The organism is Corynebacterium sp. KPL1814 (assembly GCF_000478175.1).
In the GTDB taxonomy this organism is placed as follows: Bacteria; Actinomycetota; Actinomycetes; order Mycobacteriales; family Mycobacteriaceae; genus Corynebacterium.
On sequence record NZ_KI515775.1, the window covers coordinates 206,245 to 227,788 of the forward strand.

21 protein-coding genes and 1 tRNA gene are annotated in these 21,544 nt (G+C 61.9%); 13 read left to right on the top strand and 9 right to left on the bottom strand.

Annotated elements, in window-relative coordinates; translation table 11 throughout:
• Nucleotide 1: 1 nt before the first annotated feature.
• Nucleotides 2–991: a selenide, water dikinase SelD gene (gene selD / locus HMPREF1257_RS04895; RefSeq protein ID WP_023026220.1), complete on the bottom strand. Its 990-nt coding sequence runs from the start codon at nucleotides 989–991 to the stop codon at nucleotides 2–4.
• Nucleotides 992–1,067: 76 nt separating this feature from the next.
• On the opposite strand from selD, the gene HMPREF1257_RS04900 reads away from it, so the two are divergent.
• The 3 genes from HMPREF1257_RS04900 (at nucleotide 1,068) to selB (ending at nucleotide 4,299) form a co-directional block, all read left to right on the top strand.
• Nucleotides 1,068–1,162 (top strand) — tRNA-Sec (locus HMPREF1257_RS04900).
• A gap of 23 nt (nucleotides 1,163–1,185) precedes the next feature.
• Nucleotides 1,186–2,514, top strand: coding sequence for an L-seryl-tRNA(Sec) selenium transferase (gene selA / locus HMPREF1257_RS04905; protein WP_023026223.1), 1,329 nt, complete (start codon nucleotides 1,186–1,188; stop codon nucleotides 2,512–2,514).
• Nucleotides 2,515–4,299 carry a selenocysteine-specific translation elongation factor gene (gene selB, locus HMPREF1257_RS04910; RefSeq protein WP_023026225.1) on the top strand — a complete coding sequence of 595 codons (1,785 nt, stop codon included), beginning with the start codon at nucleotides 2,515–2,517 and terminating at the stop codon, nucleotides 4,297–4,299.
• A gap of 15 nt (nucleotides 4,300–4,314) precedes the next feature.
• On the opposite strand, the gene HMPREF1257_RS04915 is transcribed toward selB, so the two are convergent.
• Nucleotides 4,315–5,523, bottom strand: coding sequence for a hypothetical protein (locus tag HMPREF1257_RS04915; RefSeq protein ID WP_023026227.1), 1,209 nt, complete (start codon nucleotides 5,521–5,523; stop codon nucleotides 4,315–4,317).
• A gap of 213 nt (nucleotides 5,524–5,736) precedes the next feature.
• On the opposite strand from HMPREF1257_RS04915, the gene HMPREF1257_RS04920 reads away from it, so the two are divergent.
• Nucleotides 5,737–7,683 (top strand): BCCT family transporter, encoded by a 1,947-nt coding sequence (locus HMPREF1257_RS04920; RefSeq protein WP_023026229.1) that lies wholly within the window; start codon nucleotides 5,737–5,739, stop codon nucleotides 7,681–7,683.
• A 35-nt stretch (nucleotides 7,684–7,718) separates the two neighbouring features.
• Entirely contained in the window at nucleotides 7,719–8,516 is a 798-nt protein-coding gene (zupT, locus tag HMPREF1257_RS04925; protein WP_023026231.1) for a zinc transporter ZupT, read from the top strand.
• A 1-nt stretch (nucleotide 8,517) separates the two neighbouring features.
• On the opposite strand, the gene HMPREF1257_RS04930 is transcribed toward zupT, so the two are convergent.
• The 3 genes from HMPREF1257_RS04930 to HMPREF1257_RS04940 are packed head-to-tail and all read right to left on the bottom strand — an operon-like array spanning nucleotide 8,518 to nucleotide 10,727.
• Nucleotides 8,518–9,459 carry a DUF808 domain-containing protein gene (locus tag HMPREF1257_RS04930; RefSeq protein ID WP_023026233.1) on the bottom strand — a complete coding sequence of 314 codons (942 nt, stop codon included), beginning with the start codon at nucleotides 9,457–9,459 and terminating at the stop codon, nucleotides 8,518–8,520.
• Nucleotides 9,460–9,462: 3 nt separating this feature from the next.
• On the bottom strand, nucleotides 9,463–9,999 hold the full coding sequence (locus HMPREF1257_RS04935; RefSeq protein ID WP_023026235.1) for a DUF402 domain-containing protein: 537 nt from the start codon (nucleotides 9,997–9,999) through the stop codon (nucleotides 9,463–9,465).
• Nucleotides 9,999–10,727, bottom strand: coding sequence for a hypothetical protein (locus HMPREF1257_RS04940; RefSeq protein ID WP_023026237.1), 729 nt, complete (start codon nucleotides 10,725–10,727; stop codon nucleotides 9,999–10,001). The genes HMPREF1257_RS04935 and HMPREF1257_RS04940 overlap by 1 nt, the downstream gene beginning before the upstream one ends.
• A 269-nt stretch (nucleotides 10,728–10,996) precedes the next feature.
• Between HMPREF1257_RS04940 and typA the strand changes: the two genes are divergently transcribed.
• Entirely contained in the window at nucleotides 10,997–12,907 is a 1,911-nt protein-coding gene (gene typA / locus HMPREF1257_RS04945) for a translational GTPase TypA (protein ID WP_023026239.1), read from the top strand.
• 12 nt (nucleotides 12,908–12,919) lie between these two features.
• Here typA and HMPREF1257_RS04950 read toward each other — a convergent pair whose 3' ends face one another.
• Nucleotides 12,920–13,576, bottom strand: a complete 657-nt coding sequence (locus HMPREF1257_RS04950; RefSeq protein ID WP_023026241.1) for a GPP34 family phosphoprotein — start codon at nucleotides 13,574–13,576, stop codon at nucleotides 12,920–12,922.
• An 89-nt stretch (nucleotides 13,577–13,665) separates the two neighbouring features.
• Here HMPREF1257_RS04950 and HMPREF1257_RS04955 point away from each other — a divergent pair, with 89 nt between their 5' ends.
• From HMPREF1257_RS04955 to HMPREF1257_RS04985, 7 genes are read left to right on the top strand one after another with little or no spacing between them, the layout of a single operon-like run.
• Nucleotides 13,666–15,285: an ABC transporter family substrate-binding protein gene (locus HMPREF1257_RS04955; protein ID WP_023026243.1), complete on the top strand. Its 1,620-nt coding sequence runs from the start codon at nucleotides 13,666–13,668 to the stop codon at nucleotides 15,283–15,285.
• Nucleotides 15,275–16,144, top strand: coding sequence for a PIG-L family deacetylase (locus tag HMPREF1257_RS04960; protein ID WP_023026245.1), 870 nt, complete (start codon nucleotides 15,275–15,277; stop codon nucleotides 16,142–16,144). Before HMPREF1257_RS04955 ends, HMPREF1257_RS04960 begins: the two co-directional genes overlap by 11 nt.
• Entirely contained in the window at nucleotides 16,144–16,521 is a 378-nt protein-coding gene (locus HMPREF1257_RS04965) for a hypothetical protein (protein ID WP_023026247.1), read from the top strand. Before HMPREF1257_RS04960 ends, HMPREF1257_RS04965 begins: the two co-directional genes overlap by 1 nt.
• Nucleotides 16,522–16,575: 54 nt before the next feature.
• A complete protein-coding gene (fdxA, locus tag HMPREF1257_RS04970) occupies nucleotides 16,576–16,899 on the top strand; it encodes a ferredoxin (protein WP_023017724.1) in 324 nt (107 codons plus the stop codon).
• A 3-nt stretch (nucleotides 16,900–16,902) separates the two neighbouring features.
• Nucleotides 16,903–17,991: a succinyldiaminopimelate transaminase gene (gene dapC, locus HMPREF1257_RS04975; protein ID WP_005282219.1), complete on the top strand. Its 1,089-nt coding sequence runs from the start codon at nucleotides 16,903–16,905 to the stop codon at nucleotides 17,989–17,991.
• Between the two features lie 52 nt (nucleotides 17,992–18,043).
• Nucleotides 18,044–18,832: a pseudouridine synthase gene (locus tag HMPREF1257_RS04980; RefSeq protein ID WP_051138380.1), complete on the top strand. Its 789-nt coding sequence runs from the start codon at nucleotides 18,044–18,046 to the stop codon at nucleotides 18,830–18,832.
• Between the two features lie 29 nt (nucleotides 18,833–18,861).
• The gene (locus HMPREF1257_RS04985) at nucleotides 18,862–19,422 is read left to right on the top strand and encodes a GtrA family protein (RefSeq protein WP_023026252.1); all 561 of its coding nucleotides are present in this window, start codon (nucleotides 18,862–18,864) and stop codon (nucleotides 19,420–19,422) included.
• A 465-nt stretch (nucleotides 19,423–19,887) separates the two neighbouring features.
• Here HMPREF1257_RS04985 and HMPREF1257_RS04990 read toward each other — a convergent pair whose 3' ends face one another.
• From HMPREF1257_RS04990 to HMPREF1257_RS05000, 3 genes are all read right to left on the bottom strand, one after another.
• The gene (locus tag HMPREF1257_RS04990) at nucleotides 19,888–20,361 is read right to left on the bottom strand and encodes a hypothetical protein (RefSeq protein WP_023026254.1); all 474 of its coding nucleotides are present in this window, start codon (nucleotides 20,359–20,361) and stop codon (nucleotides 19,888–19,890) included.
• On the bottom strand, nucleotides 20,354–20,563 hold the full coding sequence (locus HMPREF1257_RS04995; protein WP_023026256.1) for a helix-turn-helix transcriptional regulator: 210 nt from the start codon (nucleotides 20,561–20,563) through the stop codon (nucleotides 20,354–20,356). Before HMPREF1257_RS04995 ends, HMPREF1257_RS04990 begins: the two co-directional genes overlap by 8 nt.
• 65 nt (nucleotides 20,564–20,628) lie before the next feature.
• Complete coding sequence (locus tag HMPREF1257_RS05000; protein ID WP_023026258.1) at nucleotides 20,629–21,474, bottom strand: type IV toxin-antitoxin system AbiEi family antitoxin domain-containing protein; 846 nt, start codon at nucleotides 21,472–21,474, stop codon at nucleotides 20,629–20,631.
• Nucleotides 21,475–21,544: the final 70 nt, after the last annotated feature.

A 21,544-nucleotide genomic window follows, 5' to 3' on the forward strand; every position in this document is an offset into this window, starting at 1 on the left:
TTTAGGAAATGGTGATGTAGGAATCGTTAGAAAGCGGTGTCGTGCGGCCAATAACGGGGTAGCCCGGGACCTCGCCGATGATGAGGAGGCCACCGGAGGTTTGGGCATCGGCAAGCAGCACTAGCTCTTCCTCCGTAAGGGAGGAGGGCTGCAGGTGTGGGCGCACCCAATCCAGGTTGCGGCGCGATCCGCCCGGAATGAAGCCCTCCGCGAGGGCGTCGGTGGCACCGTCCACGGTGGGGATCGCAGAAAAGTCCAGCTCAGCCGATACGCCAGAAGCGCGGCACATCTTGTACAGGTGTCCCAGCAGCCCGAACCCAGTGACATCGGTGGCCGCTCGCGCACCGGCGGCAACGGCGTCCTGGGCGGCCTGGCGGTTGAGCGCGGTCATGGAATGAATGGCGGCCTGGGATACCTCGCCGGTGGCCTTGTGCTTATTATTCAAAATGCCCACGCCGATGGGCTTGGTCAGCGTAATGGGCAGGCCGGCCTCGGCGGCATCGTTGCGCATGAGTTTTTCGGGATCGCCGATGCCCGTCGCCGCCATGCCGTACAACGGTTCCGGGGCGGTAATAGAGTGGCCGCCGGTAATGGAAATGCCCGCCTCGGTGGCCTTATCCATGCCGCCGCGCAGCACCTCGCGCAGGACGTCCAGGCCGAGCTTCTCATTGGGCCAGCCCACGAGGTTGATGGCGGTAATGGGGGTGCCACCCATGGCGTAGACATCAGAAAGCGCATTGGCGGCGGCAATCTGGCCCCAGGTATAGGGATCATTGACCATGGGGGTGAAAAAGTCCGCGGTGGAAATCACGGCGAGGCCGTTGTCGATCTTGACCGCTGCGGCGTCATCGCCATCGTCGAGGCCGACCAAGACATTGGGATCGGCCTTGCCGATGAGCCCTTCTACCGCCGATTCCAATTCCCCGGCGGGAATCTTGCAGGCGCAGCCGCCACCGGCGGCGAAAGAGGTTAAGTTAATCTGCTCCGTCATGCTGGTCATTTTACCCGCCGGAAAGTGGTGGGGCGGGCGCGGTGGGGTGCGCGCGGGGTCTGTAAAGTAGCCAGGCGGAGGCGTACGTGTCCTGGTGGGCTCCCCGGTCTTCAAAACCGGTGAGGCCGAGCATCTCGGTCTGGCAGGTTCGATTCCTGTCCGTCTCCGCCAAAAGCGTGCAAGGAGGAAAACGAGTGCCGAGCCATAACGCTGGTCGCCCCGCGAATAATGCCCGTGATCCCCGCCGGAATTTACCCCGCATGGATGAGCTCTTGCGGCTCCCCGTGGTAGAAAGCGCGCGGCAGACACTCGCCGAACACGCCATCCGCGCCACGATTCAAGGCGTGCTCTCCGCCGCCCGCCGCGGGGAGGTGCCCGTTGCCGGCGTGGAGGAAGAAATAGTGCAAAGGCTGGCAGACCACAGCACCCATTCCTTGCAGCCGGTCATCAACGCCACCGGCGTGATTATCCATACGAACTTGGGCCGCGCCCCGCTGCCCGCAGCCGCGATCGACGCGTTGCAGGACGCGGCCGGATATACCGACGTGGAAATGGACCTAGACACCGGGCGGCGCTCGTCCCGGCGCGGTGCCGGTGCCACCCAGGCGCTTTTGGCGGCCTGCCCCGGCGCGGAGGACGCGCTGGTGGTCAATAACGGTGCGGCGGCCTTATTGCTGGCCACGGCCGCGCTGGCCCCGGACAAAGAGGTCATCATCTCGCGTGGCGAGCTGATAGAAATCGGCGCGGGGTTCCGCCTGCCGGAGCTTATTGAATCCACCGCGACGCGCCTGCGCGAGGTGGGTGCGACCAACCGGACGCACCTGCACGATTATGAAGGCGCGCTGGGGGAGGAGACCGGTGCGATTTTGAAGGTGCACCCGTCCAATTTTCGGATAGAGGGGTTTAGCTCGTCGGTGGGTGTGGGCGAGCTGGCGCAGCTGGCGAAGAAGCAGGGTACACACCTCATCGTGGATCTCGGCTCGGGCTTGCTCACCCACGATCCGGTGCTGCCAGACGAGCCCGATATTCACGCGCAGCTGAAGGCCGGGGCGGATATCGTCATCGCTTCTGGCGATAAGCTTTTGGGTGGGCCGCAGGCCGGGATCCTGTTGGGCACTAAGGACGCGATTGCGGCGGTGAAAAAGCACCCGTTGGCGCGGTCGGTGCGCATTGATAAGCTGCGGCTTAATGCCCTGGAGGCGGCTATCACGACGCCCGCCAATGCGGTGCAGCAGGCCCTCCACCTTGACCCGGCGCGCCACCGCGCGCGCACCGAGGCCATCGCCGCGGCGGTGGGTGGCGAGGTTGTTGACCACGCTGGTCGCGTGGGCGGGGGAGGAGCCCCCGAGTACCCGTTGCCCGGCGTCGCGGTATCCCTGCCGGAGGAACTTGCGCCAAAGCTGCGACGGCACACCCCGCCGGTGGTGGCGCGCCAGCACCAAGGCCGCTGTCTCATTGACGTGCGCTGCGTGCCTGAAGCTCAGGACGAGGTGCTCATCGCGGCTATCCGGGCGGTGATGTAGGTGTACGTCATCGCGACCGCCGGCCACGTCGATCACGGCAAGTCCAGCCTGGTGCGCGCCTTAACGGACATGGATCCGGATAGGTGGGCCGAGGAAAAGCGCCGCGGGCTGACCATTGACTTAGGCTTTGTGTGGACGTCGCTGCCTTCCGGTGCGGACGTGGCCTTTGTCGATGTCCCCGGCCACGAAAAGTTCTTTGGCAATATGCTCGCCGGGGTGGGGCCCGCCTCCGTGGTGCTCTTCGTGGTTGCCGCGGACGAGGGCTGGCAGGCCCAATCCACCGATCACCGCGATGCGCTGCACGCGCTGGGCATCGAGCACGGCATTATCGCCCTGACCCGCAGTGACCGCGCCGATGAAAAGCGCCGCGCGGAGGTCACCGCCCAAGTGCGCACGCAGTTTTCTGCCACGCCGCTTGCCGATTCCCCCATTATCCCCGTCTCCTCCCACACCGGCGAGGGCCTAGCGGAACTGGGCGGGGCGCTCGATGACTTGGTCGCCCGCGTGCCCGCACCCGACACAGACGCCCCGGTGCGCCTGTGGATCGACCGCGCCTTTAGCGTCAAGGGCGCGGGAACCGTGGTGACCGGGACCCTGAGTGCTGGCACGCTGCGCACCGGCGACACCCTGGTGCTATCCACCGCGGCAGGGGACAAGCGTGTGGAGATCCGTGGTCTGCACAGCGAAAATACCGCGCAGGAATCCTTGGGCCCCGTCACCCGCGCCGCGGTCAACCTGCGCGGGGTCGATGCCGCCGATATCCACCGCGGTGACCTGCTGCTGAGCCCCGATGCGTGGCGCGGCGTCGATACCGTGGACGTCCACCGCACTTTTGGCACCGCGCTTGATGAACTGCCCGATAACCTCGTGGTCCACTGCGGTACCGCCGGGATAGAAGCGCACCTGCGGCCGCTGTCAGCGGGCTTTGCCCGCCTGCGCCTATCGCGCGCTCTGCCGCTGGTCATCCTGGACCGCCTAGTGATCCGCAGCCCCGGCGGCCGCCATGTCAGCGCCGGCGTAGAGGTCATCGACGTGCGCCCGCCGGAGCTCGACCGCCGCGGTGCCGCCCGCAAGCGGGCTAACGCACTGGCTGAGCTAAGCTCCTTTCGCAATCCTTTCTCCTACCTGCAGCGCGTGGGCTATGCCCGGCGCGCGGACCTGGCACTCGATGGTTATGACACCGACGCTACGCCGACGGGCATCATTAACTTCCACCAGTGGTGGATTGCCGCCAGCCAGGTAACGCGCTGGAAAGAAGCTCTGACTACCGCGCTGCAGGAACACGCTGCGGCTAATCCGCTCGCACCCGGCATGCCGCGCAAGGCGGCACTCGATGCCTTGGATCTCAAGGAAGAAGGGCTGCTGCGCCTAGCAGTAGCCGCCGCGCACGCGGAGGAATCCGAAGGGCTTATCCGCCTGCCCGGCCACAGCGTGGATCTCGGCGCCGCCGAGCCCGCCGTGACTGAGCTGGAGCGCAGGTTAAATAAAGATCCCTTCGCGGCACCAGAGGCGCACGAACTTAAAGAGCTGGGGCTGAGCGAAAAAGAACTGGCCGCCGCCGAGCGCGCCGGGCGCCTGCTACGCCTGAAAGACGGCATCATCCTCTTACCAGGCGCGTCGGGCAAAGCGCGGGAGCTCCTAGTAGAACTCGAGCAGCCCTTCACCCTGTCCGCCGCGCGGCAGGCGCTGGGGACCACCCGCCGGGTGGCCATCCCGCTGCTGGAATATCTCGATGCCCACGGCATTACCCGCCGCGGCGAGGGCAGCAAGCGCACCCTGCGCTAAGCAGAGGTGGCCGACCTATTTGCGGTGGTTTCCGCCGCGCGGGCGGGACTGTTCGCGCGCCACGCGCCGGGCACGCACGCGGGCGGATTCGGAAGAAAAGCGGCCCGGTTCCTCCGCGACGGGAAGTGCGCGCCAGCTCAGGTTTTGTGAGCCCGGCATGGACGAGACCAAGTCAGCCAAGCCACTGCTAGCAGGCGGTGCCGCGGCCTCATCGTTGTCGCGGGCTCGAGGCGCGGGTGGGGAAGTAGGTGCCTCTTTGTCTTTCTTGGTGCTGTCCCCTTGGGCAGCACCGTCCTCTGGGGCAGCGCCGTCCTCTGCGGCAGCGCTGGGCGTCGCGGGCGAGGATTCTGCAGAATCTGTGGTCGTTGTGGTCGCGTCGGTATTGGGGCTGACCGGGCGCCGCGAGCCGGCGGGAAGATCACCGGCGATGTCAGCGGACTCCAGCGCGAACTCCCACTCCTCGGTCGGGGCTGGGGTGGCCTGGCGGGATGTAGTGGCACTAGGAAGCGCGGTGCGTCCGGACGGCACCCTCAGGGGTGGTACCGCCGGGGAGAATAATTCGCTATCTGGGGAATCCGCGGCGGGGATATCGACCGCGATCATCCCGCCGCCGCTATACGCGCGGGCGGCCAACACAGTACCGGCTTCTTGCGCCGCCGCATACGCGGTGCGCAGGCCAGGCAACTGGCTCAACGCGCCACACGGGCCGAGCACAGTATCGCCGCAGGCGGCCACGACGGCATCATCGATGACCTTAAGCGTGACAAGGAACTGCTGCGTTTCAAGGTGAGATAGCTGCGAATCAGGCATATCGCCCGCCGCAGTATCAACGACCGCGCCGTGGCCTCCAGCGAGCAGCGCCGATTCGGCGGGCTGGTCATTGACTGGCACCATCCACGGCCACAGCCCGAGGGAGACGGCAACCTCGAGTTCGCCGTCAACAATGCCGACCGTGGCTACTGTCTGCGGGGTGGCTTGCGATGCCTTCAACCGGTCTAGGTCCGGGTATTCGGCTGCCTCTACCTCATCGAGAAACCCGATGAAGCCAAACTCCGAGCGCACCCGCCAGCCGTTGGAGTAGGTATCGGGCTCTAAAGAGACATCGATAAGCGCGGGCTGAGTACCCACGCCAGGGATGCTGAGCGCCGTGCCGGCGATGACGTGCTCCAAAATCACGACGTGTTCAACACCGAAGTAGCTGGTAGGAAGCGGATAAGCCATCATGGGTATAAGGTCACCTCGAAGGTTAAATGCTGGCATGAAGGATGCTATTTATTTTACGCATGTGGGGGTAATGGCATCCTCATCCGGTAATTTCCGCGAGATTTGGTTAGTGTATAGGCACCTCTCGGTAGTTGATTTTTGCATAAACGAATAGGAGCAGGTGCTATCTCTTCTACATCCACACCTCAGCCCGGAACAAATCCGGATGACGGGGTGAATAACACAGCAGAAAGCCGCAAGCGTGTGCGCGGGGCCAAGCGTATCCTCCGGGAAATTACGTACCCGCACAATATCCATCCGGCCCTCGTTCCTGGCGTGTCTGTTGAAGATCAAAAGATTAAATATGGGGTGGATAAGACCATCCTGAGCGTCGTGGGTGGGCTCATCGTCGCCTTTGTGCTGTGGGGAGTCCTTGCTCCAGAGCAGGTGTTTGATTCTTCTTCCGCTGCCTTGGATTGGGTTATGCGCAACCTCGGGTGGATCTTTACTGCCCTGGCAACATGCTTGATGTTTTTGCTGCTCATCTTGGCGTTTTCAAAGTACGGCAAGATTCCACTCGGCGTCGATGGGGAAAAGCCAGAGTTCTCCACTCTTAGCTGGGCGGCCATGCTTTTTGGTGCGGGGATCGGCATCGGCATCATTTTCTTCGGACCTTTTGAGCCCCTGAGCTACTATCTTTCACCGCGGCCAGGCGCCTATGAAGCCGCAAGTGATGACGCTGTCATGGGGGCTATGGCCCAAGCCGCCATGCACTGGGGGATTAATGCTTGGGCTATCTACGCCATCGTCGGGCTCTGCGTAGCGTACGTCTCCTTCCGCCGTGGTCGTGTACCGCTGATGAGCTCCATCTTAATGCCGCTTTTTGGCAATCGATCTACGGATTCCGCACCGGCGCGAATCATTGATGGCTTAGCGATTATCGCAACGCTCTTTGGCACTGCAGCCACTCTGGGTATCGGCGCCCTGCAAATTGGCCGCGGAGTGGAGATCGTCAGCGGATGGTCCACCGCCGGAAATACCGCGGCGCTCATTATCATCGTTGTGCTTTCTATCGGCACCATCTTTTCCGCCGTATCCGGTGTGGCGAAGGGAATTCGGTGGCTGTCCAATATCAATTTGGTATTGGCATTGGCACTCGCCCTCTTTTTCTTTGTCATCGGCCCCACAGCCTTCCTAGCGAATATGCTGCCCGCCGTCATCGTCGAATACCTCGGTGAAATGCCCAATATGCTCTCCGCGAACATGGGCCAGAGCGAAGACATGGTGTCCTTTTTGTCGTCTTGGACTACTTTTTACTGGGCATGGTGGGTGTCATGGTCACCATTCGTTGGCGTATTCGTGGCCAAAATTTCCCGCGGGCGCACCATCCGGCAATTTGTTCTCGGCGTGTTATTAATTCCATCTGCCATCATTGTCTGTGCCTTCACCATCTTGGGCGGTACCACCATTTGGCTGCAGCGCCGCGATGGCGATATTGCCCCAGACGGCACTATCGATTCCATGCCTGCAGCAGAAGATATGTTCTTTACCGTTTTGGATCACTTTCCCGGATCAGAATGGATGGCTCCGATTGTCATCCTCATGCTCGTGGTATTTTTCATCACCACGGCCGACTCTGCGTCCATCGTCAATTCCCAACTGACACAGCGCGGCAATCCCCAGCCGAAGCCTCTGGTAACGATTTTCTGGGTTATTTGCATGGCCGGCATTGCCGTTGTGATCCTATTAGCTGGCGGCAAAAATGCGCTGCAAGGCTTGCAAAACTTGATCACCGTCACGGCCCTGCCGTTCGCCGTCATTATCGTGCTCATGTGCATTGCCCTCGTACGGGAATTGCGACATGATCCTGCAGCGATCCGCGATTATTATGCGGAAGAAGCTGTCTCTAATGCCGTTATCCACGGTGTGCGCGAATACGGTGACAACTTTGCCCTTACTGTCGAACCCACCGATGATGATTCTGATTATGCTACCGGTGGCAAGTTTAACTCCACTGCCGCGGAGGTCACCGAGTGGTACGCGCGCACCGATGAGGAAGGCCATGCCATCGGATATGACTACGAAGCCGGCCGCTACGTGGATGATGATCCTTCGGTGGCCGATGGTGAGTTCGTATCTGGCTCCGCCGAAGACGATACGCAGACCCCGCCAGCTCATTAAGGCTTGATAATTATTGTCAGGTACAGTCACAGACTATGACCTTGTCCACGTTCGCCTTCGCCTTCGGCCTGGTCCTGCTGTCAGGCCTGTCCACCTCCATCGGCGGAGCGCTGGCTGTGGGAAAGCGCCAGCCAGGGCCCGCATTTATGGCTGCGGCCCTGGGCCTTTCGGCGGGTGTGATGCTTTATGTCTCCTTCATGGAAATCCTGCCGGAGGGCACAGAGCAGCTTAGCGATGCCCTCGGAAGCGAGAAATCCGGTACCTGGGCCGCGGTAGGCGCCTTCTTCGCCGGTATTGCGGTCATCGCGATTATTGACCGAATGGTGCCAGAAGAAATCAACCCGCACGAACCGGGCACGACCGAAGAAGATGCCCGGCGCGGCAGGTTGATGAAGACGGGCGTATTTACTGCGGTAGCGCTGGGCCTGCACAATTTTCCGGAGGGCTTTGCCACCTTCTTATCAGGCCTGGAGTCTAAGGAGATTGCGGTGCCGGTGGCCGTGGCGATTGCCATCCACAATATCCCGGAAGGCATCGCCGTCGCGGTGCCACTGCGGGAGGCGACCGGATCGCGCAAGAAGGGCTTCTGGTGGGCCACTCTTTCAGGGCTGGCTGAACCGCTCGGCGCGCTCATCGGATTTGGCCTGCTCATGCCGGTATTGGGGCCGGCCACCATGGGCATTAGCTTTGCCGCCGTGGCAGGAATCATGGTGTTTATTTCCCTCGATGAGCTGCTTCCCACCGCGGAAGAAACCGGCGAGCACCACTACGCCATCTACGGCCTTATCGCCGGCATGGCCATTATGGCAGTATCGCTCATGCTGTTTATGTAATTTAGTGTTGCGCTTCTGAGGTGGCAGACGGCGAGCCGGTTGAGGCTTTGACGGCCATGACGATGCTGGCGATGACGAGGCCGAGGATGAGCCCGCACACCATGGACAGGCCGGTTTCGGCCAGCCAGCTCAGCGCGCCATTGTGGATGTGTTCAGTGGCGGCCTCGATAAACCCATGTGGCTGGTCTACTCCGAATTCATGCAGGCCTGTGGTGACGATATGCCCGCCTACCCACAGCATGGCGGCGGTGCCGATGATGCCGATGATATCCAGCACGATGGGCATGCCCTTGACCAAGGCATTGCCTAGCAGGGAATTGCCATCGCGGCGCCGGGTTAAGGCCAGGCCGATGTCATCCATCTTGACCAGCAATCCCACGGCGCCGTAGACGCCCAAGGTCAAGATGACGCCGACGGCGATGAGCGCGCCAAGGCGCAGCCAGAAGGGCTGATCGATGACCTCATTTAAGGAAATCACCATGATCTCAGCAGACAGGATGAGATCGGTGGTGATGGCGGATTTCACCAGGCTATCTTCGGCCTCGGGGCCCTTGTGCTGGACGGTATCGGTGGCATCGCTTGGGCTGGAGTGGAAGAAAGAGAGGATCTTTTCCGCGCCTTCGAAGCACAAATAGGTACCGCCACACATCAAGATGGGCGTGAGCGCCCACGGCGCGATCCAAGACAGGATCATCGCAATCGGCAGGATGATGACGAGCTTGTTGATAAGCGAGCCCTTGGTGATGCGCCAGATCATCGGCAGCTCGCGCTGCGGTTTGATGCCCTCGACGTATTGCGGGGTTACTGCGGCATCATCGACGACGACGCCGAGGGCCTTCATGGATGTCTTGCCGCCTAAGGCGGCCACATCGTCGACGCTGGAGGCGGCGGCGCGGGCAATTAAGGCGACATCGTCAAGCAGGGCAAAAAGGCCACCGGCCATGGCTTATCCTTCGGGGGCTAAAGTTATGTTGTCTGACCAAGACAAGTCTATGCCGTGGTGGGCAAGCCAGGCCATCGCATCGTCGCCGTGGCGGGTAATTCCCTCGACCGCGTTCAGGGTGGTGTCGATGGCGAGCTCGGCGTCCTCGGCGGAAATGAGGCCGGCAGACGTCGCCGCGGAGAGCTCGTCGATGTCGAGGACGGTGATGGGCTCGCCGGTGGTGGTCACCAGATCAACGTAGAGATCGCGGGTGGTCCATTCGTTGCCCTGGCGCTGGATTTCTGCGACGTCGATATAAAAGTCCTGCTCTACCTCAATGCCGGTGCGGAAGTGAAAAATATTTGCGCGCAGGTTGAGGCTTGGCAGCAGCCAGGATTCGAGGTAGCCAAAACGCGGGTGATCGGCGCCGCGCGCCATGTACAGGCCGAACTCGGTTTCAGTGTAGGTATCGACTTGGCGCAGGTAGCCCTTGGGATCGGTATTGGTGAAGTCCGCAGTATTAAAAGTCTCCCGCTTGACTGGGTGGAGATCAACGGCCATTACTTCACCTCTAGGAAGGCGGCGGTGGGGGCGAAATCGCATCGCGCCTCGGTGGTATTAACGGAACCGGAGAGCAGCGCAACGACCAGGCCCTTGCCGGTGTGGGCCGTGCCAGACAGCGTCGTGGGCCCATCCTGGTTGATGCCGTTATTGTGCAGCGGGGTAATGCCGCTTTGCAGGGTATTGATATTAAACCACTGCACGTTCATTCCTCCTTGGTCTGGTGCTGCCGGTGGGGTGCCCAAGGCGGTAAAGAGGAAGGCGGTCTCGCCCTCGCCGGCGCCGGGGGCGGGAATTTCCGTAGGGCCAGGTACCGCGATGGCAGAGCCGGTGGCGGCGTTGGTGCCGCCGATGCAGTGCGCGGAGACGGTAGGCCAATAAAATTGCCGGAAGTGCGGGTTATCGCCCTGCGGCATCGGAACGCCGCCATCTCCATCGCCGGTGCCAGCAAAGAAGTCCAAGGCAGACAAGATCGCATTGCGGGCGTCTTCAGGGATCCACGGCTGCGCGGCAAAGGCGCGCACGCGGTCCTGGGTCTCCGGGGTGGGGCGGCCGAGCTCATCTAAGGGGCTGGCGGGCATGTGCTGCTGTGCCAGTGAGGAGAGGTCCGGGGCGAAGGCCTGCGCGGGCGCAACCAGGGGAGAGGCAAGGCCAATAAGCGCGGCGGTGGCAGCGGCGATGTAGCCGGTGCGCCCGCTTAGGCGCCAAGAAGTGTGGGCGTGGCTCACGGTATCAGGTCCTTATTGTCTCGCAGGGAAAGAAGTATAACCTCATCGGTCACAGCAGTAACAGTAATAACTCTAGTAACGATAGTGATCCGCTGGGAAGTGTCAAGTACTAGGTCGTTTCAGGCACGCGAGACGTTACGGGGTGGCATAGGTCGCGTCCTGGCTCCCCAATGCTGCACTATGCCCTGTTAGGGGGTATCGTAGGACGTCGTTCAAGAACATTTCTCGCGCACCAGCGCTTGTAGATCCTCCGAAGGAGAACCCAACTAGTGAGTAATACCGAGTTCCGTAATGTTGCCATTGTCGCGCACGTTGACCATGGCAAGACCACGTTGGTCAACGGCATGCTGGAGCAGTCCGGTGCCTTTGGCGAACACGGTGAGCACACGGACCGCGTCATGGACTCCAACGATCAGGAGCGCGAGCGCGGCATTACCATTTTGGCCAAGAACACGGCCATCCGCCGCCAGGGTCTGGGCAAAGACGGCGCAGACCTCATCATTAACGTCATCGACACCCCGGGCCACGCCGACTTCGGCGGCGAGGTCGAGCGCGGCATTTCCATGGTGGACGGCGTCGTGCTGCTTGTCGATGCCTCTGAGGGCCCCCTCCCACAGACCCGTTTCGTCCTGACCAAGGCGCTAGAGGCCAAACTGCCGGTCATCGTCTGCGTGAACAAGACCGACCGCCCCGATGCCCGCATCGACGAGGTTGTCACCGAGTCCCAGGACCTGCTGCTGGAAATCGCAGCTGGCCTCGAGGACGAGGAAGCCGCAGCCGCCGCTGAAGAGCTGCTCGATCTCCCGGTTCTGTACGCCTCCGGCCGCGCCGGCGTTGCCTCCACCGAGAACCCGGGCGACGGCAACGTCCCCGATAGCAAGGACTTGCAGGCGCTTTTCGATGTCATCTACAACGTCCTGCCAGAGCCTTCCGCTACCGTCGATGCCCCGCTGCAGGCGCACGTGACCAACCTTGACGCCTCCGACTTCCTCGGCCGTATCGCGCTGCTGCGCATCTACGCCGGCCGCATCAAGAAGGGCCAGCAGGTGGCCTGGATCCACTACGATGATGAGGGGAACCAGCACACCAAGACCGTTAAGGTCGCCGAGCTGCTGCGCACCGTCGGTTTCGAGCGCCAGCCGGCCGAAGAGGCCATCGCCGGCGATATCGTCGCCATCTCTGGTATTTCCGATGTCATGATTGGTGACACCATCGCTGATCCAGAAAACCCAGAGGCACTGCCGCGCATCACCGTTGACGAGCCGGCCATCTCCATGACCATCGGTGTGAACACCTCGCCGATGGCAGGCCGCGGCGGCGGCACCAAGTTGACCGCCCGCATGGTCAAGGCCCGCTTGGAGCAGGAGCTTATCGGTAACGTCTCCCTGCGCGTGCTGCCCACCGAGCGCCCCGATACCTGGGAGGTTCAGGGTCGCGGCGAGATGGCTCTGTCCGTGCTTATCGAGTCCATGCGCCGCGAGGGCTTCGAGCTGACCATCGGTAAGCCGCAGGTTGTTACCCAGCAGATCGATGGCAAGACCTACGAGCCTTATGAGATCCTCACCATCGACTCCCCGTCGGAGCACCAGGGTGCCATCACCCAGCTGCTGGCTTCCCGCAAGGGCCAGATGCAGTCCATGGACGTGCGCGAGGGCGACTGGGTGCGCATGATCTTCCGCGTTCCCGCCCGTGGCCTCATCGGCTTCCGTACCCAGTTCATGACCGAAACCCGTGGCGCCGGCATCGCCAACTCCATCTCCGATGGCATCGATGTCTGGGTCGGCGAAATCAAGTCCCGCGCAACCGGCTCCTTGGTGGCTGACCGCACCGGCCAGATCACCCAGTACGCACTGATGCAGCTGGCTGACCGCGGCAACTTCTTCGTCGAGCCAGGTGCTGAGGCCTACGAAGGCATGGTGGTGGGTGCCAATAACCGCGATGAGGATATTGACATCAACATCACCAAGGAAAAGAAGCTGACCAATATGCGCTCTGCCACCGCAGACGCCACGGTCACCCTGGCCAAGGCCCACACGCTCTCGCTGGAAGAAGCGCTGGAATTCTGTGGCAACGACGAGTGCGTCGAGGTTGCTCCAGACGTGCTGCGCGTGCGCAAGCTCGAGCTTTCCGCCACCGACCGCAAGCGCGCCGCCTCCCGCGCTAAGCAGATGAAGAAGTAATCTGCCCTCGGTCTAAGTCGTGGCTGCGGTTGATGCCGCAACCGCCGTGATAATCGCCGTCGTCTCCTGCAGTATGGTTTTTACCGCAGAGGCGGCGGCATCGTCGTAATCCACCTGTTGCTTTAATTCTTTGATGCGGTTGCGCATCTCTCGGCGTTTCATTTCGGGCGCGTCCTCCTTGAGCAGGGGATAGGCCCCATTAACCTCGCGCAGAATATCCAAGATAATCATGTCTTTGGTGCTTGGGTTTTGGGTGCCGTCAAGCACCGCGGCGAGCCTCTCGCGCACCTCATCTTCTAGCGCCGTATCCGTCATGATGTAGCGATCGCCTCCCAGCTGCCACCACGAGGAATCCTCAATTTTCAATTGGCCGCGGTCCTGAAAATCCTGGGCAATCTTCTCGCGCGGGGAGAACCACCTCGCCTGTAGCAATGTCTTGACCGAGCTGGTCCGGTGCTCGTGCAGGCCATCCCACGCCCAAGCAAGCACTGGGTGCTCTGGCTTTTTATCCGTGGCGTGCACCTTATTCTTTGCACTTATGCCAACCGCGTCATGCATGAGTAAATCGCTAAAAAGGCCGGCGCTCAAGGCGGTCTCGTTATTGGTCACTGCCTCCTTTTTACCGTTGTCCTTCGTCAGCAGGAGGAACATTTCTTGGCAGATAAGCATGGTGGGGTAATTCCTTCAACAGTGATTTTGTCCGAGTTTAGCGCGCAGAATCTTCGTGTGGCGGAAAGAAGGTACTAAAGTAGTCCGCGATGAAAAATAGTCTCAAGGCCCGTGCACTTGCTGCCACTGCCGTCATCGGCCTCGCGTTTGTCAGCGGGTGTTCGGCCAATCCTGGCCCACCGCCGGTGGTAGAAGACTCGGACGACCAGGAAGCTACCGCCCAAGAAACGGAATCAACCACGGCCGCGACGGACGATGGTCCGCCGCGCGCGGAGGAAGACGAGTCTCGGCCCACCATTTCCATCGGGGTCGATCCCCTGCGCGCTGGCCTTAACCCACACTTGGTGGCCAATAACTCCGAGCTCGTGGATCAAATCGCGGAGCTGGTTTTGCCCTCGACATTCCACTGGGGCCGCATGGATACGGACGTCCTGGAATCTGCCACGGAGGTCACCGCACCGGAGGACGTGGCCCAGCGGGTGCGCTATGTTATTGCCTCTCCCGCGCAGTGGTCCGACGGCACCCCGATTTCCGGCGCGGATTTCAGCTACTTGTGGAAGAAGATGACCACGACCGCAGGAGTTAAAGACCCAGCGGGCTACCGCGCCATTTCCGCGGTGACCACATCCGATGGCGGGCGCGTGGTCACGGTGGATTTTGCAGAGCGGGTTAAGGATTGGAAGCAGCTATTCAACCAGCTCCTTCCCTCACACCTGCTGCAAAATTCCGATTTTGATTCGGTGCTGGCCAATGACATCCCCGCCTCCGCCGGCCGCTTCTCGGTCGATAGCGTGGACCGCAGCCGCGGGGTGATCACGCTCAACCGCAATGACCGCTTTTGGGGCGCTGACCCCGCCCACATCGATGTCGTCCAGCTGCGCGAGGTACGCGATAGCACGCAGGCGCTAAATATGCTGCGCTCCGGCCAGATTGGGTTCGCGGACTTTACCCCGGATCAAACCTCGCAGGAAGCGCTCGGCCTGCTGGGGCACGTGAGCGATAAGACGGTCACCCGCCCGCGCCAGCTGCGTTTGCACATGTCCACCGAGCAGGGTGCGTTGGAGGATGCGGCCGCGCGGCGCGGTCTGGCCTCGCTTATCGATACCGGGCAGGTTGCCCGGCTCGCCACCGGCCGCGCCTCCAACCTGAAGGCCGGGCATAACCCGGTCTCCGGGGAGGCAAACCTGACTGCCCTGCGCGAGCGCGCCAGCAAGAAACCCATCCGCTTCGCCGTCGATCCGACCAGCCCCACGGCTTTGGCTGCGGCAAATACGCTGTACGATGTCCTCGAAGCCCACGGCATCCCCGCCGAGGTCACCACCGACAGGCTTACCACCATTACCTCAAAGCTGCTTCCTGAAGGCAAAGTGGATGCGGTGGTGACCTGGGAGGATACCACCTTAACCTCGCTTTCTGCGGCGAGTATCTTCAATTGCGCCGAAGACCAGCCGCTCGCAGGCGATCTCTCCGGGTTCTGCCCCGATAATGCCGCCGAGACGCGCATGGACATTCTCTCCGGAAAAATCAGCCCCTCCACCGCGTTGGGCCGAATCCGTGAGATCAATGCCCAGGACGTGTTATACGTCCCGCTCTTAGATGAAACGCGTGTGCACGCGCTGGGGGAGGGTATTGTAGGCCCCGGCCAAAGTATTGATGATTGGGATAAAGGTCTGGTCACAGCGCCGGTTTGGAGGAAAGATGAGGACTAAGGACTTGGTGGGCTACCGCGTTGTTGCGGTGCACGCGCACCCTGATGATGAGACGCTTTTTACCGGCGGGACCCTCGCGACCCTGGCCGCGCGCGGCGCACAGGTCACGGTCATCACCCTTACCCTTGGTGAGGACGGCGAGGTCATCGGTGCGCCCTATCAAGGCCTGGCCGAGCACCATCAGCTCGGTGGCTTCCGCGCCCGTGAATTGGCCTGCGCCCTCTCCGCCCTAGGAGTAGAAGGAATACAGCTGGGCGGATTCGGCCACTTCCACGATTCCGGCATGGTGGGATCGCCCTCTCATGACAACCCCCGCGCGCTGGTCAATCGCTTGGACGAGGCAGTAGATCTGCTCCGCGCGGAATTAGAGGCACTCCAGCCGCACGCCATCTTGACCTATGGGCCAGATGGCGGATATAACCACCCGGACCACGTGGCGGTGCATAGGGTGGTAGAGAAGGCGGCATCGGCAAGCACGCGCATCTGGTGGGCGATCTTTGACCGCGCCGCTAATTACGCCGGCCTGGAGACCCTCGACGCGCCCGCGGGCTGGCGCAAACCTGATGCCGCGTACCTAGATAATTTCACCACCGCCGGCGCGGATCTGACCTTCGCGCTTGACGATGCCGCCCTCCACGCCAAACGCGCCGCCATGCGCGCCCACGCCACGCAAATCTGGCTGGCCGATGGCAGCACCACCGCCACCAACCCCGAGGCCGCCGTGGCCGCCGTCCACGACCCAGCAGCGGTGCCCGGGGCCTACTGCCTGTCCAATAGATTGCTCATGCCCTTGCTGCGTGCCGAATACTTCCAACTCGGCAGGGGCGAGCCCGCAACCGACCTCCTAGGGGATCTGTAATGCGCACTGATTTTAGCCGCGGCGAGCAGGTCACAGGCCTTATCTGGCTTTCTCTCGGCGCCCTGCTATCGCTGTTTTTAGAGGTCATTTACCTCACCGCACGGATCCCGCTGGCTGATGGTGCGAGCATAGCGTTTCCCATCACCATCCTCATCGCCGCCGCATTCAATGTGGTGCTAACCCGCACCGCGCGGCTGTGGAGTGATCGTACTTACATCGCGGCCATCCCCACCATCGTCTGGGGCCTGGGATTTTTCGCGCTTATGCTGCTGGTCCCGATTACCGGTGATGTCATCGTGGGCAATAATATTCTCAGCTTGCTCCTGCTTTTGGCCGGAATCGGCGGCGGCGTTTGGCCTTTCCTAAAGCAGAAGTGACATACTATATTTCATCCCCAAACCCACGAAATCAGGAAGATTCAAGGATTCTCCATGACTTATACAATCGCTCAACCTTGCGTTGATGTAATGGACCGCGGCTGTGTTGAGGAATGCCCCGTCGATTGCATTTACGAAGGCAAGCGCATGCTCTACATCCACCCAGATGAGTGCGTGGACTGTGGCGCGTGCGAGCCCGCATGCCCGGTAGAAGCCATCTTCTACGAGGATGACGTTCCCGATGAGTGGATCGATTACAACGATGCCAACGCAGCATTCTTCGATGACTTGGGCTCTCCCGGTGGAGCGGCAGCCCTCGGCCCGCAAGATTTCGACGCGTCAATGGTAGCCGCGCTGCCCCCACAGAATCAGGAGTAAATCATGGCCCGCACACCGCTAGGACAATCGCTTCCGGATTTTCCCTGGAACTCGCTGGCTGGCGCCAAAAAGAAGGCCCAGGCGCATCCAGATGGAATCGTTGACCTTTCGGTGGGCAACCCCGTAGATCCGGTCGCCCCCGGCGTGCAGCTGGCGCTGTCCTCTGCCGCCGAGGCCCCCGGCTACCCGCAAACGCAGGGCACACCCGAGCTGCGCGAAGCCATCGCCTCCGCCCTCCGGCGCCGCTACCATATGGACGTGGATCGCGTCCTGCCCGTAGTGGGCACGAAGGAGGCCATTGCGTGGCTGCCCACCCTGTTGGGCATGCGCGGCGAGACCGTCGCCTTTCCCTCGGTGGCCTATCCCACCTACGAGGTCGGCGCCCTCCTCGCTGGGGCTACGCCACTGCGCGCCGACGACGACTTTCAGGACGCCTCCCTGGTATTCATCAACTCCCCGTCCAACCCCACCGGCCGCGTAGCTGGGGTAGAGGAGCTGCGCCGCATCGTGGCTTGGGCCCGCTCGACGGGCGCCATCATCGCCTCCGATGAGTGCTACATGGGCTTGGGCTGGAACGATGACAACCCGCCGGTATCCATCCTGGATCCGCGCGTGACCGACGGCGATAATACCGGCCTCATTGCCATGCATTCGCTGTCCAAGTCCGCGAATATGGCCTCCTACCGCGCCGGATTCTTCGCCGGCGATAACGACCTCATTGCGGAGCTCTTGGAGCTGCGCAAGCACGCCGGGCTCATCGTGCCCGGTCCGATTCAGGCGGCGATGGTTGCCGCGCTTGACGATGACCCCACCGAAGCCCTCCAGCGCCAGCGCTACGCCGCGCGCCGCGCCGAATTAATGCAGGCGCTTATCAAGGCTGGCTTTACCATCGACCACTCCGATGCCGGCCTGTACCTCTGGGCCACCCGCGGTGAAGACTGCCGCGAGACCATCGACTGGTTGGCTTCCTTGGGCATCCTCGCCGCACCTGGCGATTTTTATGGCCCCTCGGGTGCACAACACGTGCGCATTGGCTTAAACGGCACCGACGAGCGGGTGCGCGCCGCCGTCGAGCGCCTCGCTAGTGCCTAACTCGCCTCGCGCGTTTCGCCCGCCTGCGCGGGAGGGGATTTCTCCCCGCAAGGTGGTCCTGCGCGAACGCGTTCCGCTAGAAGGCGAATACTGGGCCGCCCGCGCGGGCGATTCGCCCTTTCCGGAGGGAACGCTCCTTCCCGCGGGTGCGGCTCTTCCCCGGCCGGTTCCCGCGTGGTATCACCTCTCCGTTCCGCCGGAGGAGCCGATTCCCTTTGACTACTGCGTAGTCCACGCGGATGAAGACATCATCGTTGCCGATAAACCGCACTTTCTTCCCACCACCACGAATGGTCGCTTGCAGCGCGAGACCCTGCAAACCCGCCTGCGCGTGGACTTCGGCGAAGACGAAATCGTGCCGCTTCACCGCCTTGACCGCCTCACCGCCGGCCTCGTCATCTGCTCGCGCAATCCCGCCACCCGGGCCGCCTACCAGCGCATTTTCCTGGAGGGGAGGGCGGTGAAGAGGTATAGGGGCATCGTCAAGCAGCCGCTTTTCCTTGATGAGGAAATCCAGCTGCCCATGTACAAGCCGCGGGGCGGCAGGCAGGTGCGCGTGGCTGATGAAGGCACGCCTACCTCGACGTATGTTCGCGCTGCCGGGCGAGAGGTGACCATGTGGCCGCGGACTGGGCATACGCACCAGCTGCGGGTGCTGCTGAATCATCTTGGGCATCCGCTTATTGGTGATAACACCTATCCCAAGCCGCGCCCGCTCGACCTCTACGACTTTTCCCGCCCGCTTTACTTGCTGCATGAAACTATATCTTTTATAGATCCTTCATCACATTCGGAGCGTCAGTTTTTCAGTTCGCGGGGCTTAGGAACTACAATCAGGTAATTACTAATCTCCGGCAAGAAAGGCGGCCCATGGCAGACCTCAGCGTTGCGCGCTTTGCGTCCAGTTTTGGGCAATTCCTCAAGTTCGGTCTTGTCGGCGGCTCTGGCACCGCGGTCAACCTTTTCGTGTACTTTCTTGCGCAGAAGCTTTTTGGTGCGGCGGATATCTTTGCCGAGGATCCCTTCATGAACCTCTTTGGTTCTGCATTCCACATCCGCTGGTACCACGTCTTTGCCACCATTTCTTTCCTCGTAGCCAATACCTGGAACTACCAGCTCAACCGCATGTGGACCTTCCGTACCGTATCCAAGGTTTCTTGGATTCGCGGTTTCTTCCCGTTCCTTTTGGCGGGAATCGGGGCGTTTATCGTCAGCCAGGTCATCCTGACGCTGCTCATGAACCCCAATTCGCCCGTGGGCCTGCCAACCGATGTCTTCGATAACTCCACCGGATTGCGCACCAAGTCCTATTGGGCGCAGGCCATTTCCATCGTCGTGGCGATGCCCATCAACTTCATCATCAACAAGCTCTGGACGTTCCGCTCCAAGCCGAATAATCCGGTCGTCGTCGACGAGGTTGCGCCGGTTTAGCTACCTGCCCTTAGTTCACCCGTAACCGCCCCCGCTCTGCGCCTTGGCGGGGCCGCTCCCGACCTAGCGGCTCTCGCCGTTCACCCCGGCCCCGCCCTTCGCGCTCACCAGCGTGGGCGGCTGGGGTCATTTTATGCTGCCGGTGAGCGGCAAGGACGGGGAGGGGCATCGCCAAGCAAGTACTGGCGCGACCCCCACCCCTTCGTGCTCACGCTGGGGTACTTTTCATCGACGCCATGCCTATTCGGTGAGCGCCACGGGAGTGTTCGCCCTTCGCGCTCACCGGCAAAGGAAACAGGCAGCGAAGCCACGTCCCCGTGAGCGTCAAGGGTAGGGAGGCCGGGAGCCGCTGACGCAGGGACCCCTCCGCGCTCACGGGGAGTAGCAAACGAAGACCACCCGCCGTCCGCGGTGAGCGCGAAGGGCGGGTGGTGGTGGGGTGTGCCTGAAGGTGGGAGGTGGGGGCTAGTCCTCGAGGGTGGCGTCGAGGCGGGACTGGTCCCGGCGGTTTTGCTTACGCCGGAGCGCGGGGGAGATGAGGATGACCGTGATGGCACCTACGGTGGCGCCGATGAGGTAGGGGGCGGCATCGGAAGGCGCGAAGGCGCGGTAGGCGATGCCGGCGAAGCAGATAAACATCGGGATGAGGTAGAGGGCGGTTAAGGTCCAATTGGAGCGGACCGTTGGGGTGGCGATGTGCCTGCGCATCCAGGCGGCGCTGAGGGAGGTGCCGGCGATGGAGGGGATGATGGCGAGAAGGGCGAGGAGGCTGAGGCGGCCGGGGAGGGACCACGCGAGGATGGCGGCGACGATGAGCTCGAGGAAGGTGATTGGAGTCAGGGTGATGGCGGAGGCCTTGGTGAGGATGTCGCGCTCGAACTCGTCGGTGGAGGCGCGTTCGATTTGGTTGAGGGACATGTTGGCGATGGCGTTAATCATGTTGTTCAGCTCCAAAGATCTTCTCGACTGTTTTGTCTAGCTCGCGGCAGATGTCCAGTGCGAGGTGCACGGACGGGGAGTAGTTGCCGCGTTCGATATTTGCGATAGTTTGCCGGGAGACGCCGACGCGCTCTGCTAGTTCGCCTTGCGACCATTCGCGCCAGCGCCGCCACTTGCGGACCATGTTGGGTTGTCCGGCCACTTCATCACCTCTCTTGTCGTGTTTACATCACTTAATGTAAAGGAAACTTGACATTCTGGCAAGGGTTAAACGCATAAATGCCAGAGCCAATACGGCTGCGTGGCGGAAGTGGGAAGCTTTGGCTCGCGGCCTTTGAGCAGGTCACGGGTGGCTTTGATGAGGAGGATGACTTGGTCAAGGTGGTGTGTGACGTCATCGGCAGTAAAGCGCAAAACCGTGTACCCGTGCGCGGTCGCGGCGTTCTGTTTGGAGCGGTCGGCCTGGAACGCGATGCTGTGGCTGTGGTAGGTCCAGCCGTCGATTTCCACGATGAGCTTGCCCATCAATAGGTCGAACCGGTAGCCACACACCAGGGCGTTGTGAACAGGGAAAATGCCTTCTGCGCGCAGCGCGCGGCTGACTTTCCGCTCCGGCGGGCTATCCGCGCCGATGGCGGAGCGCCGAATCGTCTCCTTCAACGCGCGCGGTGTCCGGCCCATTCGTTTGCGGTCCCGGTCCAGCCGGCCGGGCCCCTTTTCACCGCGGTAAAACTCTTCCAGCAGCGGGCCACAGGCCCTAGCAATCTTGCGAGCAGCCCACAGAACCTGCACCACCGGCAGCCCTTTGACCAGGCTCGTTGCCTTGAGGCGAGAATGCGAAACCCGGAAATTCTTACCCCGCAGCGTGCGCGGGCCCTCCGCCTCCAGCGGAAACGTCAGCGGCCGGTCGAGGTGAATTTCTTGCGCGGTCTTCCCCGTAAAATGAATGCGGCTCAGCCCATGCACCAGCGCCTTCGCCACCGCCAGCGGGGACCACTCGTCGGTATAAATCCCCCGGTGCACGCGGAATAGCTTCCCCGCGCGCACCCGTCGCCGAATCGTGTCCTTGCCTAGCCCCTGCTCGCGCAACTGCGCAGTCGTCCATGCCCCCATGGCTTCAACCTAAAGAAGCGGCAGCCTCCCCGTCCATACGGATTTCGCTAGCCTGTGGATAACCGTCCCA

Excerpts from the sequence above, each read along its gene's own strand:
- HMPREF1257_RS05000 (WP_023026258.1), bottom strand. The coding sequence starts at position 21,474 with ATGGGGGCATGGACGACTGCGCAGTTGCGCGAGCAGGGGCTAGGCAAG.
- fdxA (WP_023017724.1), top strand. The coding sequence starts at position 16,576 with ATGACTTATACAATCGCTCAACCTTGCGTTGATGTAATGGACCGCGGC.
- zupT (WP_023026231.1), top strand. The coding sequence starts at position 7,719 with ATGACCTTGTCCACGTTCGCCTTCGCCTTCGGCCTGGTCCTGCTGTCA.
- HMPREF1257_RS04955 (WP_023026243.1), top strand. The coding sequence starts at position 13,666 with ATGAAAAATAGTCTCAAGGCCCGTGCACTTGCTGCCACTGCCGTCATC.
- HMPREF1257_RS04935 (WP_023026235.1), bottom strand. The coding sequence starts at position 9,999 with ATGGCCGTTGATCTCCACCCAGTCAAGCGGGAGACTTTTAATACTGCG.
- HMPREF1257_RS04965 (WP_023026247.1), top strand. The coding sequence starts at position 16,144 with ATGCGCACTGATTTTAGCCGCGGCGAGCAGGTCACAGGCCTTATCTGG.
- dapC (WP_005282219.1), top strand. The coding sequence starts at position 16,903 with ATGGCCCGCACACCGCTAGGACAATCGCTTCCGGATTTTCCCTGGAAC.
- HMPREF1257_RS04915 (WP_023026227.1), bottom strand. The coding sequence starts at position 5,523 with ATGATGGCTTATCCGCTTCCTACCAGCTACTTCGGTGTTGAACACGTC.
- HMPREF1257_RS04960 (WP_023026245.1), top strand. The coding sequence starts at position 15,275 with ATGAGGACTAAGGACTTGGTGGGCTACCGCGTTGTTGCGGTGCACGCG.
- selD (WP_023026220.1), bottom strand. The coding sequence starts at position 991 with ATGACGGAGCAGATTAACTTAACCTCTTTCGCCGCCGGTGGCGGCTGC.
- HMPREF1257_RS04950 (WP_023026241.1), bottom strand. The coding sequence starts at position 13,576 with ATGCTTATCTGCCAAGAAATGTTCCTCCTGCTGACGAAGGACAACGGT.
- HMPREF1257_RS04930 (WP_023026233.1), bottom strand. The coding sequence starts at position 9,459 with ATGGCCGGTGGCCTTTTTGCCCTGCTTGACGATGTCGCCTTAATTGCC.
- HMPREF1257_RS04985 (WP_023026252.1), top strand. The coding sequence starts at position 18,862 with ATGGCAGACCTCAGCGTTGCGCGCTTTGCGTCCAGTTTTGGGCAATTC.
- HMPREF1257_RS04990 (WP_023026254.1), bottom strand. The coding sequence starts at position 20,361 with ATGATTAACGCCATCGCCAACATGTCCCTCAACCAAATCGAACGCGCC.